Raw genomic sequence first — 15088 nt, 5'->3', positions numbered from 1 at the left:
TCTTTTTTCTGCAAAATTATTTTTTTCTGCTCGTTTTTCTGCTCGTTTTTCTACTGTTCGGCTTTTTCGAAGCTCTTTTTATTGTACTCTTACAAACTTTAGAGTAATCTTATAAAATGAAAAAATTAAAAATGAAGGGCATCTTTGGGACAGACACTCACACAACGTCCGCATTTGATACAGTCGGGTTTTGTCTCATTCTGGCAGACCTTTAGCTGCATGGGGCAAACTTTTTCGCATTTCTTGCAGCTGATGCATTTGTCTTTTTCAAGCTGCAGCTGGTGTCGTTTTCCCCCGAGCAGGCTCTGGGCTGTCCCCATAGGGCAGAAGGAACACCAGGTTCTCGGGCTCAGGTAGCTGCCGAGAAGGACTGCAATTGCAGTTGTCACAATGCACATGGTGACAAGGACCATCCCTATCTTCTCAAAGGTGTTCAGGGTTCCGACGATGCTTGAAATCCTGTAGCCCATGAACCCCATCATCAGGAGAAAGACCGGAAGGCGCACCCACAGGCTCCTTAAAATGCCGGGGATCTTTTTTTTCTTTGAAATTTTGCTGACCCAGAAATCAGCAAAGCTTCCCCTGGGACAGAGGTTTCCGCAGAACCATCTGCCTCTGAAGGGGCTGATAAGGAAGATTGCTGCAAAAATAAGCAACACAAAGTATCCGAGTGCGGGATACCAGAGTCCTCCTATGGAAACAATAAGTACAAGGATTCCCAGGTAGGGAGTAATTTTTAGCATTTTATTTAACCGCCGTTTTCCCATTGTTCAAGTTCCTGTCCGAGTCTGTCGGCCCAGGAGTGTACAATTTTTTGAATGACATTTTTAATCTGGTTTCTTGAATGGATTTTATAAATGAACACGTAACCCCCCCCGTCAAGGTTTTGCTGTGACCTCTGGAGAATCCCTTTTTCGTGCAGCTTTTTTACGGAACGCTGGACCGTAGAAATATCCAGATCCAGAGATCTGGAAAGGGTGTCAGTATCAACCCATTTTTCGGGTTCATTTAAGAAGTGCTTCATAACATTCAGGTCAGCTTTTGTAAGACTGAGAGCGCACTTGATCACATCTTCTACTTTGAATTCCTTGCAGGCAAAGTCTATTATTCCAATCCCTCCTCTCTTCTACAGTACTGTTATATTCCGTCCGGCGTATATATATACTGGCAAGTACGGCACACTAAAGGCAAAAATACGAAGTACATTAATTTTTTCACTCTGTTTCATTGATCTGTTTGTTTTTCTCAGTGGTTTCCAGCCACTCAAGCTCATGTCCCCAGCATAAGCCAGATTCTTTAACTTTGGGCGCGCGGAGGCACAGTGAGAAATCCCCTTCCTCGGAGCGAAGCGACAGGCGGGGGTAGCTCATTAAAACAAATTTGCCTGATTTAAAATAACTCTATTTCTATTTTAATTTCTGTTTTATGTTTTGAGATATGTTCTTTCATATAATATTCCGCTTCCCCGAACATTTGTGCTTTTGCCCTTTTGTATAATTTTCTCTGTTTCTCCCCCGATTTTTATCCCAATTGCCTGCTGAAGTGTCCACTCACTGCTCCATAGAGATAGATTTTTATACTCCCCCTCCAATCTGCAAATTGCGGTTTAATGAGCTTGCTTGATTTGAGGTTTCTTTTCCACAGAGAAATCCGATCTTGAATATGCTTTCTGCTCATTAATATCCACATATACTCCACAAAAAGCCGGCAGGTTTCTCCTTTTATCCTGCCGGATACAAACATCCTTTTTTCAATTAAAGTTTACTTGATCCGAAAAATTCTGTCTTCTTCTTCAGGTCTCCCCCACAGGTTCCCTGTTTTCCCTTCGGAAGGCAGATCTTTTCCGGATCAGGTGTTTACACCGGAGAAACCCTAAAGTTTCCCGGTTGCCGGTACTTACATCCCGAAAGCCGTCTGTGTAATCGTATTTTCTATTTCGTTCTTCAGTTCTTCCGGGATTCCCTTTATCCCAACATCCAGGAAACCTCTTATGATCATTCCTATAGCTTCTTCTTCGGTAAGCCCTCTTGCCATCAGGTACTCTACCTGGTCTTTAGCAATTTTCCCCACGGCTGCCTCATGAGTAAGCTCGATATCGTCTACATTTGCCTCAAGGATAGGGATTGCTAGCTGACTGCCTTTGTCGGTAAGGACAAGCCCTTTGCATTCCAGGTGCCCTTTTGCACCTTTTGCATTGCCTATCATTTCTCCTCGTGCAATTAGTCTCCCGCCGATTGTGATTGTCCTCGAAATCAGTTCCGCTCTTGTATCCGGGGCGTTGAAAATAGCCCTGCTTCCAAGGTCAAGTACGGAGCCTGGGTGGGCAATTGCTATGGTATTGAGCCTTGTAACTGCTCCCTTTCCTTCGAGCCTGACAGTCGGGTAGGTCTGTACGGAGCGCACCGGTTTCAGGCAAATGTAATTGCTCACGTAAGTCCCGCCTTCTTCCACCTGCACAACTGTCCTCGGGCGGACTCCTATTTGTTCAGCCCAGTTGTGGATCATTGTGAAATTCAGGGTGGCTCCTTTTTTTACATATATCTCGGATATTCCAAGGTGCAGGCCTTCTTCAACTCCCTTTTTGGCGGTACAGCCTGTGATAATGTCGAGACTTGCCCCTTCCTCGACGACTATGATATTATGCACTGTCTGGGATACCTTTTTGCTGTCCAGCATAAGGCAGGTCTGGACAGGCATGGAGGATTTCTTTCCCGCAGGCGCACGGATAAAGTAACCGTCCGCGTTTTCAAGGTAGGTCTTTGCCGTGTACTTGTCAGTATCCACCTGCACAAGGTTCCAGGAGTAATCTTTGAGCCATTCATACTTTTCAAGGGCTTCATGCGTGGACATCAGTTCCACGTTATCATCTTTCTGCGAAGAGTGTGAGACTGCATTATCCAGTACCAGAAAACTGCCGGATCTGCCCTCTTCGCTTGGGATTATCCCTACCTGAAGCAGGGTTTTTTTGCTTTCCTCGTCAAGAGTTTGAAGATCTTCAACAGGTTTGCTGACCTTAGAGCCCTCCTCATATTTTGCCAGTTCAAAATCCTCTCCGTAAGTCGCCTTTTTTTCAGCTGCGCTCTTGGCTCTCTTTTTCAGGCTCACTTCATCAGTCTGCATGTTATACACTCCTGGTACCCTTTGTTTTTTATTTCTTCCAGCATTTTAAGGGGATTTCCTGAACACATGACCGTTCCATTACACAGAATATACCCTCTATCTGCCTGGACATAATCCAGAACCTGGCCTGTATGGGTAATGATAAGGGCGGATTTTCCCTTTTTGCACCTTTCACCTGGACATTTCAGACCTTCTTCGAGAAGTCCTTTTATTGTCATCCCGACCTGTTCGATGCTTACAAGATCCACTCCGGACTCTGGCTCGTCCAGAAGGTAGAGGCTCGGATTCTGGGCTGCAAGCTGCAGAAGCTCAGAGCGTTTGATCTCTCCGCCTGAAAAACCCACATTTACATCCCTGTCCAGAAAGCGCCTCATGTCAAGGTTTTCTGCAAGGGCTTCAGGGTCCTTTTTTCCTTTCGATGCTACTTTTACAAGGTCCCTCAGTTTAATTCCGGACATATCCGGTGGACGCTGCATCATAATACCCAGCCCGCGGCGGGCTCTTTCATCTACTGGAAGATTGGTAATATCTTCTCCATTGAACAGTATGTTGCCTTTCACAATACTGTACTCGCTAAAGCCCATGATTGTCCTCATAAGGGCCGACTTTCCGGCTCCATTTGGTCCGAAAAGCACATTTGTATACCCTTTTTCAACCTCGAGGTTCACGTCATGAAGCAAAATTTTCCCGTTGACCTCTACAGTCAGGTCTTCTATTTTCAGCATCGATGTTTCTCCCTTAATCTCGTTTTAGATGCGGTTTCCCCTATTCCTTTCTCCGTATCTTGAGAAGTAGCAGTTCGAAGTTCTTTTATTTAAATTATATTCTGGCAGAAATAATTCTAAAATCAGACTGTTTTGCCATTTCTATCTGATTTCCAGTTATCTGCACTATATTCCTTTATTCCTGTTGGAGAACATTGTATTTCTAACCATACGTTCCCTTTCAGGGGTTTCCTTTCCTCTTTTTAAATTAAAACACTAAGTTAGGATTCTGTAATAAATTGGAATTACTATAGGGATTGAAACGAAAGTAATTTCTCTAAGCAGAAATGGGTTTTGGGGAAAAATTATTGTTTGGAAATAAATGGTTTTTTGAAAAGACAGTAATTGTTTGGAAACAAAATCTTTTTCGAAAAAGAATTATGTTCTTTTTTAATTTATCGGAGTTCAAAGCGCATTCCAGCTCTAGTTTCCTTATATTTTGAGGGGAAAGCAGCCTTTATTTTTTCTTTATGGACTGTGCAGTGTCCGGCTGCTATCAGTTCCATCTCTTTAAGCCTCTCAAACCTATCCCCATCATGCAGCCCTCCAATAATCCCTTTAATATCCCCATGGCAAAGAGCAGCATCCATTATTGCATCAATTCCCGGATGAGCGCAGCCTGTAAGCACATAGGACCCGTTTTCTGTACCCAGAACAAGGGATTGTTCTTTTATTTTATCTCCCAGTTCTCCTGTGCTCCAGATCCCATTAGATATCTCTACGGCTTCCTTTATCTCTACAAGGGTAGCCCTCTTCTTAATTTCCCTTTTGAGATTCTCTGAAAAAGATGAAGGGACATATACAGTGAGTCCGGGATTTGCGTGAAGGATCTCGGGCAGACCCCCTATATGGTCCCAGTGCTGATGGGAAAGGACCAGTTTACTTATACAGGGAGGGTCAATGCCAATTTTTTCCATATTCTTGAGAAGTAGAGTCCCATCCCATCCAGTATCGAAAAGAAGGATTTCGTTGTCTGTTTCTAGTAGAGCCGAAAATCCCCAGCTTCCTGTAAAACCGGGGCACGCTTCGTTATCATACAGCACTGTCAGCTTGAGCATCTGCCTGCCTCGCATTTTCAACATTTTCCGTCTTTGTCTCTAAACGTATCTGATTTACAGTTCTGACATTGTCCGGTATTCAAGCATCGTGGAAAGCGGGTTTGTTTCAATCTTTATTCCTGTCTCTTCAAGGGCACAGACCCCGTTAATTCCTCCCACTACCGCAACTCCGAACTTTCCGATGTCAACCGGAGCTCCAAGTAAAAACTCATCAATTTCTCCTGTAGTGATACAGCCGGCCAAACCCACCTTTGCTACCCTTTTCAAAAGCTCTCCTGTCATATCATAAGCAGAGGCATTTATCTGCCGCATATTGGCAAGGATTTTTCCTTCCCCTTTCTCAAGTACCTCAAGGACTGAGGTATGGGCCCTATTCATGAAAATCTTTATAGGGTCAATGGAAGTCCCGCTGTAGGAGATTAGATCAAGAAAACGTGCTGGTTTCCTGTTTTCGATCTGGAGGATCCCTCCATATGCGGGTTCTACAGGAATACCTGCTTTCAGGAGAAGCCCATCAAAAGTGACGCTACATACGGTAGCTATTCCAATTTTTCCAGGGGGAAGGGGTATTTCAGGTTCGGAATCCTCTTCGAAGACTCTTACTTTAGGGCTTATCATGTACCCTGAGTGGGCTGTATACGAAATCAAATCAACAACAGTTTCGAAATCGTCTTTGTCAAAATAAGAAATATTTACCACGACATCCCCTTTGTCTGTTTCAGGGTTATAAGTGGTTTTGAATGCCATTTCTTCGATTCTGGATATCACAAACCCAAAACGATCCCCTATAAGGGCATCATTCATTTCGTTTTCTCCAAGATCCGTAAGCGTACGCCCGGCATATCCGTGTTTGTGTGTAAACCCTCTCTCATCCAGGATCCTCAGGTGGTAGCGGACAGCCCTCTCTCCTATATCATAGCCCCGGTTGTTCAATTCGTCAGCTATCGCCCGGGCACCTATAGGTTTGTCACTTTCGTGAATCACCCTCATGATTTCAATGAGTTTTCTCTCTATTTGCGGATCCATCATGTTATAACACCGTTATACCCTGTATCAATTCCGTGATCTTTACGGATAATCGTGATAAAACCACAAAGACCACACATTGAATCATTTTGTGTGTGTCTCAATGAGTAAATTTAAGTGGTTTCAGTAGAGTTTCATAAATTCTCAGCAGGAAACCCCTGAGTCTTTAGCTCAGGGGAGGAATGCGTAAACTTCTCCGTCCTGCTCTGTTGAATTCGTTTTTTATTAATGTAATGAGGGCGAATAAATCACCCTCCACCTACATACGTAGGGTAATGCGTATCTGAATTGTGGACTCCAACTTCGTGAAGTTGGAGTGTTGCAGCAAAGCTGAAAGGACTCCAACTTCGTGAAGTTGGAGTGTTACAGCGTAGCTGGAACCAGTCAATTCCGGAATCCGTCCTCCTCTCGATCTGATATGGAAAGGTTTAACGATGCAAGCACTGCCCCTACCTCTCAGGACTGTTTAACCTGCATCCTTAGAGCCTTAAACTGAGGCGACATTCAAGGGTAACTATTTCTTTCCTATCGTTTACCGATTTTCCAAAGCTTCTAATCGGTGATCTGGTCAACCAGGGCTTGTTAGACAAGCCCCTGAGTCTTTAGCTCAGGGGTAGTTGACAAGTAGTTTGCCGGGACGCCTCAACGAGTTTTTCAATGAGTTCCGGGTCAGTATAACTATTTTTTAATATAATTGGCTATTTTTCGATTGCTCCAAACGGATTCAATCCTGATTTTAAATACTCAATTATAGTAAATATTTTCGTACTTAATATAAGTTTGTCTTATTCAACTTCATAAACCCTCAGCAGAAAACCTCTGAGTCTTTAGCTCAGGGGGTAGTTGACAATAACTGCTACTTATAATCTCGGAAAAGAGAATTTTTTGGATAACAAAAAATTCTGTTTCGTCTCTTTATTAACTTTTTCTTTTCCAGCTTCTTATTAACTTTTTCCTTTATGGCACCCGCAGTCATTTTAAAGTGGTAGCCAGTTATATTGGCAGTCTCAAATGTGAATTTCTGAATCGTGAATTCTCAATAACAGGCATCAGCAGCGAATAGCCTATCTGGTTACTTGTATATTATACAAGCTTTACAATTCCAGGTTCGGGAGAGTAAAGCTCTCCTGTTTCCAGAAGTTTCTTCAAAATTGCATCAAATTTCTCCTGACTTATCCCTTTTTCCACAGCCTTCTCACGAAACTCTTCAATTCCTATTTTCCCATCCGAAACCCTGAGGATCTCATTGAGGATTGATTTCTGGTCTTTTTTAGCGGCTGTGCTTCTGGAAGTAGTTCCGGACCCCGGTTGAGCCTTTCCTTTTATGGCTTGACCTCCGGGGTTTGAGTTTGCGGCTTCTTTCGGAAAGGGTTTCAGGGAAAACGTTTCTTTTCCTTTCCCTGAAAGGTCAGCCTGCAAGCGAGTTCTGAATTTCACAGCTTCGGATAATTCTTCAAAAGAGCCTAATATTCTGAGTTTTCGCACCTGCAGAATGGCTCCGCAGTGCTGGCATCTAAGGGTTTTCTTCCCGGGCTCTGTTATCTGGGCATGCTGCCTGCATTTTGGGCAAACTACCACCACATAACAAGAGCTTCCGGGGTTTTCTCCAAACTCCATCGCTTCTCACTTTCCGTATCTTCTCTGTCTCTTTTGGAAATCCCTGATTACTCTCAGAATGTCTATTTTTCGCACATCTTTCCAGTTGATGTCAGTAAAATAGAGTTCCGAATATACGGACTGCCATACAAGAAAATCTGAAAGTTTCTGCCCTCCCGAACGGATCATTATATCAGGTTCATGTTTGACAAGGAGGTGTGATTCAAGCATTTTTTCGTCCACTTCTTCCGGCTTGAGATGTCCTGCCTTAACCTCCTCAAGAAGTGAAAGTACAGCCCTGGTGATTTCTCCTCTTCCTCCAAAACCAAGTGATACATATACAAAAAAATCCCTGCCCTGCCGGCTGCTCTTTACTTCCCCTTCAAGGCCATATATTTCATAACCTGTTCCGGAAAGAATATCTCTGAAACTTTCTTCCAATAGGGTTCCAATCGTTGACGCAAGCTCGGTTTTCACCAGCTGATCCGTCTTAAGAATGTCCACATAAATGCTCACGAGTTCTACCTTAAACTTTTTGAATGCGAGGAGCGCGCTCAGGAGTTTTTCCATCCCTTTAATGTCAAGGAGATCGGTTTCCTTGAGTATGATAGCCACATGCGCCGGGGTCTTTGTAGTTGACCTGGTTATTTGCCAGGTCAGGTACCTCTCATAGAGGAGATAACCAAAAAGCAGGTCCATCGAGTATTCCTTCTAAAACAGCCTTAAATGGCCTGGTATTTATTTCTCATTGTTTAATCCGGGTTCCGGTTTTTCTCAGGCATGCGGGTTTTTTCGGCTATTTTACAGCAGATTATTTTGCAGTAGATACGATCTTGATTACATCCCCATTTTTCAGCTCGTGTTTTTCCCCAAGTCTGAGTCTTGTCCTTGCATCCACCGCATACAGGAAACGATCTCCTATCTCGGTATGGATCTGGTATGCAAGGTCGTGGCAGTTAGAACCTTTTTTCATAAGGTAAGCATCTGGCAGCATATTTCCTACTTTGTCGGACCATTTACCTTCGTCTTCTACGGGATATACTACAATGAGGTCCAGAAGTTCAAAGACAGTTCTGTTTATGCACTCCTGAACACCGGTGGTGCCAAGCCGTTCAACTACTTTATGGATGGCTTCAAGCCCTTTTTTCTGGGCTTTTGTAAGATCTTCTGTAAGCATCTCGAAGTATCCATTTCCTGGCTTATACTTGATTATCTCATTTTTTGCCGCTGATTTCAAAGCTAGTTCGGCTGCTGCACTCGTAGGTACTACTATCCTGTCAAGTTCTTTGAGTTTATTCAAGTTATCTCTTGGGGCAATATCTGCCTTATTTGCAGCTATAAGCAGGGGTTTGCTTATCTCTCTCATAGTATCACAGAGCTGGATCATATCTTCTTCAGTCCATTTTATGTGATCCACCCTTACAAGCCCCGTGTCAACTAAGGCAGCGTTTACGTGATATTCATTTATCCCTGCCCCTGCAAGCTGTTCTGAAATGACGACTTCAAGCTTTAACCCTTCTGCCTGGATTTTTCTGGAAAGCTTCACCCAGTTCCTCTCCAGAATTCCATAGAGCCACATGGTAATTTCCCTGTTCAGGAAAACCACATCCTCAAGAGGGTCATGGTCTCCTATTTCTACAGGGTTGCCCTCAGCATCTGTCCCGCCTGAGGCATCTACAACATGAATTATTGCCTGAGCCTGCCGGAGTTCGTCCAGGAAAGTGTTTCCAAGTCCTCTCCCTTTGCATGCATCCGGCACAAGCCCCGCAACGTCAATAATATCAATCGGGACAAGTCTGACGCCATCCACACACTTCCCACAAGTTTTTTCCTTCTCTTTACAGGGGCACTCAGCCTGAACATATGTGACACCGTGATTGGCGTTGATGGTTGTGAAGGGATAATTCGCAATTTCAACGTCTGCAAGGGTAACTGCTTTGAAGAAGGTGGATTTACCCGCATTGGGCTTTCCTGCAAGGCCTATGGTCATCGACATAAATTATAAAAACGAACATATTGCATTTAATCTTTATTGATATCAAAGCCGTAGAAACAGGTTTTTTTCCTCCTTTTTCAGGGAAAACAGACAGATGCGCTGCAGGTTCATCCGGCTGTTGAGTGATAAAGTTTATATCATAGAATGTGCTTATCAGAGTTACTCGCTTGCGTCCCGATAGGGTAGTGGATATCCTTGAGGCCTGCGGAGCCTTAGACCTGAGTTCAAGTCTCAGTCGGGACGTCAATTTTTCTTTATTTTCTATTTTCTTTATTTTTTCTTTATTTTTGCTTATTTCTTTATTTTTTCTTTATTTTTGCTTATTTCTTTTCCTTTTTTCCTCTCTGTTGCCTTATTTCTCCTTTTATCTCTGTTTTTTTATTTTTTTGTTTGTTTTAATTTTGTTGTTTGTTTTAAATATCTTTACAATATTATGAATGTAAACGAACTTGTTTTATAAAGGTTGAAAGATAGTGATATCTATGAAAGGAAAAATTCTGGTTTTTCTTCTGGTGTTTGTGTTCTTATTTGCCTCCGGTTGTGCTGAGGAAGATGCGGGGACTGCGACTGAAGAATCCGATGCTTCAGAAGCCGCAGTAACAGAATCGCAAGAAAACGTACCGCAGGAAAATGTTGCTTCAGGGTCTGGAAAGGACCATATTGTCCGTCTTGAGTATTATAATGTAATAAGACCTTCAGAACTGGATGTCCAGGCAGGGGATACCGTCTCCTGGTGGAGTGGTAAAAGGCAGGGAAATTATGTCCTGGTAAGTGAAGAAGGGCTCTTTTCGGATCAGGAAATGGCTTACAGTGTCCCTTATAGCTACACATTTAATACTCCAGGGACATACCTTTTCACTGTAAAAGACGTTCCGGAAATGAATGTTACGATCAGGGTGAACTGAGAACCTCTGTTCTCAAATTTTTTAAAAACCACTGCTTTTTTCTACTGATCTCAGACTTCTGCGTGGTCGGGCAGAGTTTCAGTTAAAACCCATTTGACAGAAGCACACATTTTATAATGTCTAAATGGGCTTCATGCTTCTGTTTTCTTTATATAATTCAAAGTTTTTTCTTGCATCGTATGATTTTTAGACATTTTTCATTTTATCAAAATGTAATGTGTCTATACAACGTGTTTTGTGTAATAAAATACTGTATTAATTAGCCGAATATGTCAAATTAGGGTTAAAAAGTAATACGGATTAAAGATGCCTGCCTGCCATACTACCCGTTCACATGCATAAATTTCAGGCTCTCTATGAGCCTCTACGAAAAAAAGCGTTAGGATTGTTGTAATAAAGTTCTCTTAAAGCTCTCTGCGGAAAAGGAGCCTTCTACTGTTTGCCGGGCAGCGCCTCTTAAGAGTTGATCTTTTTAAGGCTAATCTGTTTAAAAGTTATTTGTAATCTGGAATTTTATGGAGGAGAGAATTTCTCTCAGACCCTTGTAATCGGCCTTGACATACCTTTATAATGGTCAAAAAGTTCTTTTCCCCATTTAAGTGCGCTTTCGTCAAAACTCACAAGGTTATGATTGTAATAGATTCCACTATTGCAAAAGAGGGATAAAGCCATAAATTTCTCTGTAACTATGCTTGATGCAATTTTCATATTATTGTTGTTGCAGACATAGAGTTTAGTGTATTTTAAGTTCAGGAAGTGTTCAAGCTCTTTTTTGTAGTCGTTGAGCATCCTGTCATAAACATACTCCGTGAATACAAGTGTAATATCCGTACCCTTTGCTGCAAGTTCTATACAGAGCGAAGGATAGATCGGGAGGAAAAATGAAGATGAGATCATTACCTTATCGGATTCGGAAAGGTGGTTTACGACTTCTTTTGGGTACTCGAACACATGGTTTCGATCAGGGTTTACTTCATTATAGTCTCCAAGCTGTCCGATATTATCCAGGAATTCAGGAGGAATTGATGTCATATCCTGGTTAATCCAGTAATCGTGGTTTTTATCGAATACATTAAAAGTCTCAAGGATTGCTCTCATCTTGGGGACAAGAACCTCTCCGATACTGGAAAGTTTGTAGAGCCTGTTGTTTTCGACAATCAAGTCCTGTTTCATCATGATCTTTATCTGGGTCATTATAGGGCTTGAGCGTACATCGAGTGTGTTTTTAATTTCTTCGATGGTCCTGGGTCCGTCCAGAAGCAGCAGAAGGAGGTTTTTCCTTTTTTCTGAAAGAAAGAGAACATCCAGCAATGATGATTCCATCTAATTCCCTCTCTTATTTTTATCCTATCATATCTAACATTGTATATATCTCTATATATGTCTATACCAGAAGTTTATACACTTCTCTAACCTTTCTACCTTGCCATTATCATTTTTTATGGGAAAAGTACCTTAAGGTTAAGAATTATGAGGACATTCTGAAAATTGCCATTTTTATGTGTAACAACTACTACTATAATATATATAATTATTTTTCATTATTTTTGTTTCTGGTGTCCCCATATCCAAGTCTTATACGGCAAAACTTTGATCCATCTTCTTTTCCCCCGCCGGAAAAGCGAATAAGTATATATTTAAAATCAGTTGGTGGATTCATAAAACCTCAACAGGAAACCACTGAGTCTTTAGCTCAGAGGTATTGTCCTGCACTTTTCCTCTTTTATGACCCTTTTTAAGTTATATCTTATTTACCTGTTTGGACAGTCTCTTGAAATAGTCAAACAATTCCTGGCCCCACCGCAGGGCAGAAGGTTCAAAACTCAGAATAAACTGCTGGTCAAACTTTCCATTTTTGTCAAAGAGCCCAAGGAGCATTATTTTATCAGTTACTGTAATTTCAGAAATTTTTATTCCCTCTTTAGAGATGTAAAGGCTCACATTATCCATGCTCATTAGCTCTTTTATCATATTTGAGTGTTCTTTTGAAAGATGATCCCAGACCGACTGTGTAAAATTAAGGGAAAGTTCAGCTTCTTTTCTGCCAAGCTCAACATATAGGGGCAGATAGGCAGGATTGAAATATGAAGCAAGGGTTGAAGCCATCTTTGCATTTGCCATGCTATCAATAATCTTCTGAGAGGGTTCATAAATGTGGTTCAGGTCCGGCTCTACGAGAATGCAATCTCCCAGCTCTGAGATTCTTTCCAGAAGGTGGTGGGGGATTGAATTCAGATCATGACCTGTCCAGTAACAGTTGTTTTTTTCTACCACCTGAAGGGCACTGATCAGCGGTTTTACCTTTTTGATTATGAACTCTCCCAGCACCGTGAGCTTATACATTCGGTCTTCCTGGACGATGAGATCGCTATCTATCAATTTTTTTATCTGTGGAAGAATTGACGTGGCAGTAACATCTAGTTCATTCTTGATTTCATCAATGTTTTTTGAGCCGCTATCCAGCAGTATAAGAAGGTTTTTTCTTTTATCGGAGCGAAAAACAAGATCAATAAGTGAGGATTCCATATCTCCCTACTTCCTACAGTATAAAATGCTGCGATATGCTGCCGGTCCTTCTTTCCGGCAGGGGGGTTCTTATGCTGTTCTTTTTCAAAGTCAAAGATTCTCCGGCACTTTTTCGAAATACCTGTTTCTGGGGAATACAACTGTAGACTTCAGTCTGTTGAATAACCAGGGGCGCAGACTCCTACAAACGTCATCTTTGTTTCCATTGGGGTCTGCTTCCATCCTGGGGGGACGAGATACTCTATGCTGGTATCTATCTTTATTGAACTTTCCGGAAGCCCGAAATCTTTCATCGAATCCAGGATCATCTCTTCCCCGGTTTTTTGGGAGTATTCCACCGCAGCCCGATATTGTTCAAACTTTTTTCTTCCAATCGGCGTAAATACAAGGAAATTCTGATCCGGATTTTCCATCGAGTATGGCTTGATAGTTATCTCAATTCTTTTAATTCCTTTTCCTACGAGAGCTCCGACAGCGTTGCCTACTCTTGCCTGCTCGGGGACAATAATATCTGCATCAATGAGAGCTTTTAGCTCTCCATAGTAGGCTTTTACCGGTCCTCCCAGCAGAACGATGGGAATCTTTACTTTGTACTGGACAGGAACTTCTTCTTCCAGCATCATTTTTATTCCATCTTTTCCCTTTCCTTCCATTATAAAGGACATCAGGCTGTAAGCCATATTTCTGGCAACCTGCTGCTTTACTTTTTTACAGAAGACATGCACTCCCATTTGAGTAAAGCGGGAAAGTTTTTTGGCTCCTATCAGGGCAGTTTCTACATCCCATTCCGTGTATTCCCCAAGGACGTGCAGGGCATCAGTGGGCGTAAAGCCTATTGCCTGGATCACCCGCTGGTTGAGCAGGGAATCAAGGATTGCAGGAGAAGGAACACGCTTCATTTTATTTAATATTTCATGGATGGAAATAGGTTCGTCTCCTATAACTTCCAGCAGCTTTTTCTCCCTCTCTGTGGGGTTGATGGGTGTTACTCCGGTTCTTACAAAAAACTTGGTGGGCTGGATATGCTCATTGAGCATGGTCCTTAAAGGTATAGGATTTTTTTCAAGTTTTTCTTTGAAGTTAGGGTAGTTTACCGCAGCAAAACAGAGGGGCATGACTCTTCTTGGTCCTATCCTTATGCATTTCTTGAACCACACATGGCTATCTCCTCCGTTTGCGGAGCTTTCCATTTTTATAGCTTTTACGTGGGTTTGCCAGCCTCCAACAATTGCCCCTTTCTCACATAGTTCTGGCACGCCGTTTTTAATTATAGACACATCTGTGCTCGTCCCTCCAACATCGATCACAGCACATGTGTCAAGCCCTGAAAGGTGTGACGCCCCCATAATACTTGCAGCGGGACCGGAAAAAATAGTCTCAATCGGGCGCAGTTTTGCTCCTTTGATATCTATAACTGAGCCGTCACATTTTAACATAAGAACCGTCGCATCAAGCTTTCTTTCCTTTACTTCAGCCATGATGGAATGGATAAACTGGTATGTTATGGGAATTAGTTGAGCATTTAAAACCGCGGTTGTTGCCCTTTCGTAAGCTCCAAGTTCCTGGGAGAGTTCATACCCGCAAACTACAGGATGCCCTGTAAGTTTGAGGATTATGTTCTTTACCTTCAGTTCGTGTTCCGGGTTTCTGGTGCTAAAATAGGAAGAAACGGCAAATGCAGATACTTTATTTTTTAGACTTATTGCAAACTGCTCTACAGCTGTGATGTCAAGGGGGTGGAGTTCGTTTCCATTGCTGTCATGTCCCCCATTCACTGTAATACAGTAGTCGGCTGGGAGCTCCTTTGGAATGGTGTAGTCCCCTACAAGGATCAGTCCAACAGGATACCCTGTCCTTTCCATTATGGTATTTGTTGAAAGAGTTGTGGAAACCGACACAAGTTTTACTTTCTTAAGATATTCCGGGTTCAACTTGTCAATTGCGTTCCGAATTCCGGTCATAAGGTTTGGATAGGTGGTAACTGCTTTGCCTGTATCAAGGATACTGCTGTCTGAATCCCTTAAGATAACTACATCAGTATATGTTCCACCTGCGTCAATACCCAGACTATATTGCATTGTCAAAACAGCCCCATTT

Annotated in this window: 13 protein-coding genes and 1 tRNA gene; 2 read left to right on the top strand and 12 right to left on the bottom strand. The window is 42.4% G+C overall.

Annotated features, from left to right (window positions below; translation table 11 throughout):
- Positions 1-125: 125 nt before the first annotated feature.
- The 9 genes from PHF18_RS00350 to PHF18_RS00310 form a co-directional block, all read right to left on the bottom strand.
- Entirely contained in the window at positions 126-743 is a 618-nt protein-coding gene (locus PHF18_RS00350) for a 4Fe-4S binding protein (protein ID WP_300097024.1), read from the bottom strand.
- A 5-nt stretch (positions 744-748) separates the two neighbouring features.
- Positions 749-1108 carry a MarR family transcriptional regulator gene (locus PHF18_RS00345; RefSeq protein WP_300097293.1) on the bottom strand — a complete coding sequence of 120 codons (360 nt, stop codon included), beginning with the start codon at positions 1106-1108 and terminating at the stop codon, positions 749-751.
- A 788-nt stretch (positions 1109-1896) separates the two neighbouring features.
- Entirely contained in the window at positions 1897-3120 is a 1224-nt protein-coding gene (locus PHF18_RS00340; protein ID WP_300097022.1) for a SufD family Fe-S cluster assembly protein, read from the bottom strand.
- Positions 3102-3845, bottom strand: coding sequence for an ABC transporter ATP-binding protein (locus PHF18_RS00335; protein WP_300097019.1), 744 nt, complete (start codon positions 3843-3845; stop codon positions 3102-3104). The genes PHF18_RS00340 and PHF18_RS00335 overlap by 19 nt, the downstream gene beginning before the upstream one ends.
- Before the next feature lie 434 nt (positions 3846-4279).
- The gene (locus tag PHF18_RS00330) at positions 4280-4942 is read right to left on the bottom strand and encodes an MBL fold metallo-hydrolase (RefSeq protein WP_300097291.1); all 663 of its coding nucleotides are present in this window, start codon (positions 4940-4942) and stop codon (positions 4280-4282) included.
- A gap of 54 nt (positions 4943-4996) precedes the next feature.
- On the bottom strand, positions 4997-5971 hold the full coding sequence (locus PHF18_RS00325) for a DUF128 domain-containing protein (protein ID WP_300097017.1): 975 nt from the start codon (positions 5969-5971) through the stop codon (positions 4997-4999).
- Positions 5972-7051: 1080 nt separating this feature from the next.
- Positions 7052-7585, bottom strand: coding sequence for a hypothetical protein (locus PHF18_RS00320; RefSeq protein ID WP_300097015.1), 534 nt, complete (start codon positions 7583-7585; stop codon positions 7052-7054).
- Positions 7586-7591: 6 nt separating this feature from the next.
- Complete coding sequence (locus PHF18_RS00315) at positions 7592-8263, bottom strand: undecaprenyl diphosphate synthase family protein (RefSeq protein ID WP_300097013.1); 672 nt, start codon at positions 8261-8263, stop codon at positions 7592-7594.
- 112 nt (positions 8264-8375) lie between these two features.
- A complete protein-coding gene (locus PHF18_RS00310; RefSeq protein WP_300097011.1) occupies positions 8376-9560 on the bottom strand; it encodes a redox-regulated ATPase YchF in 1185 nt (394 codons plus the stop codon).
- Between the two features lie 171 nt (positions 9561-9731).
- Here PHF18_RS00310 and PHF18_RS00305 point away from each other — a divergent pair.
- Positions 9732-9803 (top strand) — tRNA-Arg (locus PHF18_RS00305).
- 239 nt (positions 9804-10042) lie between these two features.
- Positions 10043-10465, top strand: coding sequence for a cell surface lipoprotein (locus PHF18_RS00300; RefSeq protein ID WP_300097010.1), 423 nt, complete (start codon positions 10043-10045; stop codon positions 10463-10465).
- Positions 10466-10999: 534 nt separating this feature from the next.
- On the opposite strand, the gene PHF18_RS00295 is transcribed toward PHF18_RS00300, so the two are convergent.
- The 3 genes from PHF18_RS00295 to PHF18_RS00285 form a co-directional block, all read right to left on the bottom strand.
- The gene (locus tag PHF18_RS00295; protein ID WP_300097008.1) at positions 11000-11788 is read right to left on the bottom strand and encodes a winged helix-turn-helix domain-containing protein; all 789 of its coding nucleotides are present in this window, start codon (positions 11786-11788) and stop codon (positions 11000-11002) included.
- Between the two features lie 417 nt (positions 11789-12205).
- A complete protein-coding gene (locus PHF18_RS00290; protein WP_300097006.1) occupies positions 12206-12991 on the bottom strand; it encodes a winged helix-turn-helix domain-containing protein in 786 nt (261 codons plus the stop codon).
- A 149-nt stretch (positions 12992-13140) separates the two neighbouring features.
- Positions 13141-15069 (bottom strand): hydantoinase/oxoprolinase family protein, encoded by a 1929-nt coding sequence (locus PHF18_RS00285; RefSeq protein ID WP_300097004.1) that lies wholly within the window; start codon positions 15067-15069, stop codon positions 13141-13143.
- Positions 15070-15088 lie beyond the last annotated feature (19 nt).

The organism is Methanosarcina sp. (assembly GCF_028693135.1).
Taxonomy (GTDB): domain Archaea; phylum Halobacteriota; class Methanosarcinia; order Methanosarcinales; family Methanosarcinaceae; genus Methanosarcina.
Note: the sequence above shows the minus strand (reverse complement) of the source record. Positions and strands in the feature narration are given on the sequence as shown.

Excerpts from the sequence above, each read along its gene's own strand:
- PHF18_RS00350 (WP_300097024.1), bottom strand. The coding sequence starts at position 743 with ATGCTAAAAATTACTCCCTACCTGGGAATCCTTGTACTTATTGTTTCC.
- PHF18_RS00300 (WP_300097010.1), top strand. The coding sequence starts at position 10,043 with ATGAAAGGAAAAATTCTGGTTTTTCTTCTGGTGTTTGTGTTCTTATTT.
- PHF18_RS00315 (WP_300097013.1), bottom strand. The coding sequence starts at position 8,263 with ATGGACCTGCTTTTTGGTTATCTCCTCTATGAGAGGTACCTGACCTGG.
- PHF18_RS00330 (WP_300097291.1), bottom strand. The coding sequence starts at position 4,942 with ATGCTCAAGCTGACAGTGCTGTATGATAACGAAGCGTGCCCCGGTTTT.
- PHF18_RS00290 (WP_300097006.1), bottom strand. The coding sequence starts at position 12,991 with ATGGAATCCTCACTTATTGATCTTGTTTTTCGCTCCGATAAAAGAAAA.
- PHF18_RS00335 (WP_300097019.1), bottom strand. The coding sequence starts at position 3,845 with ATGCTGAAAATAGAAGACCTGACTGTAGAGGTCAACGGGAAAATTTTG.
- PHF18_RS00285 (WP_300097004.1), bottom strand. The coding sequence starts at position 15,069 with ATGCAATATAGTCTGGGTATTGACGCAGGTGGAACATATACTGATGTA.
- PHF18_RS00310 (WP_300097011.1), bottom strand. The coding sequence starts at position 9,560 with ATGTCGATGACCATAGGCCTTGCAGGAAAGCCCAATGCGGGTAAATCC.
- PHF18_RS00340 (WP_300097022.1), bottom strand. The coding sequence starts at position 3,120 with ATGCAGACTGATGAAGTGAGCCTGAAAAAGAGAGCCAAGAGCGCAGCT.
- PHF18_RS00320 (WP_300097015.1), bottom strand. The coding sequence starts at position 7,585 with ATGGAGTTTGGAGAAAACCCCGGAAGCTCTTGTTATGTGGTGGTAGTT.
- PHF18_RS00295 (WP_300097008.1), bottom strand. The coding sequence starts at position 11,788 with ATGGAATCATCATTGCTGGATGTTCTCTTTCTTTCAGAAAAAAGGAAA.
- PHF18_RS00325 (WP_300097017.1), bottom strand. The coding sequence starts at position 5,971 with ATGATGGATCCGCAAATAGAGAGAAAACTCATTGAAATCATGAGGGTG.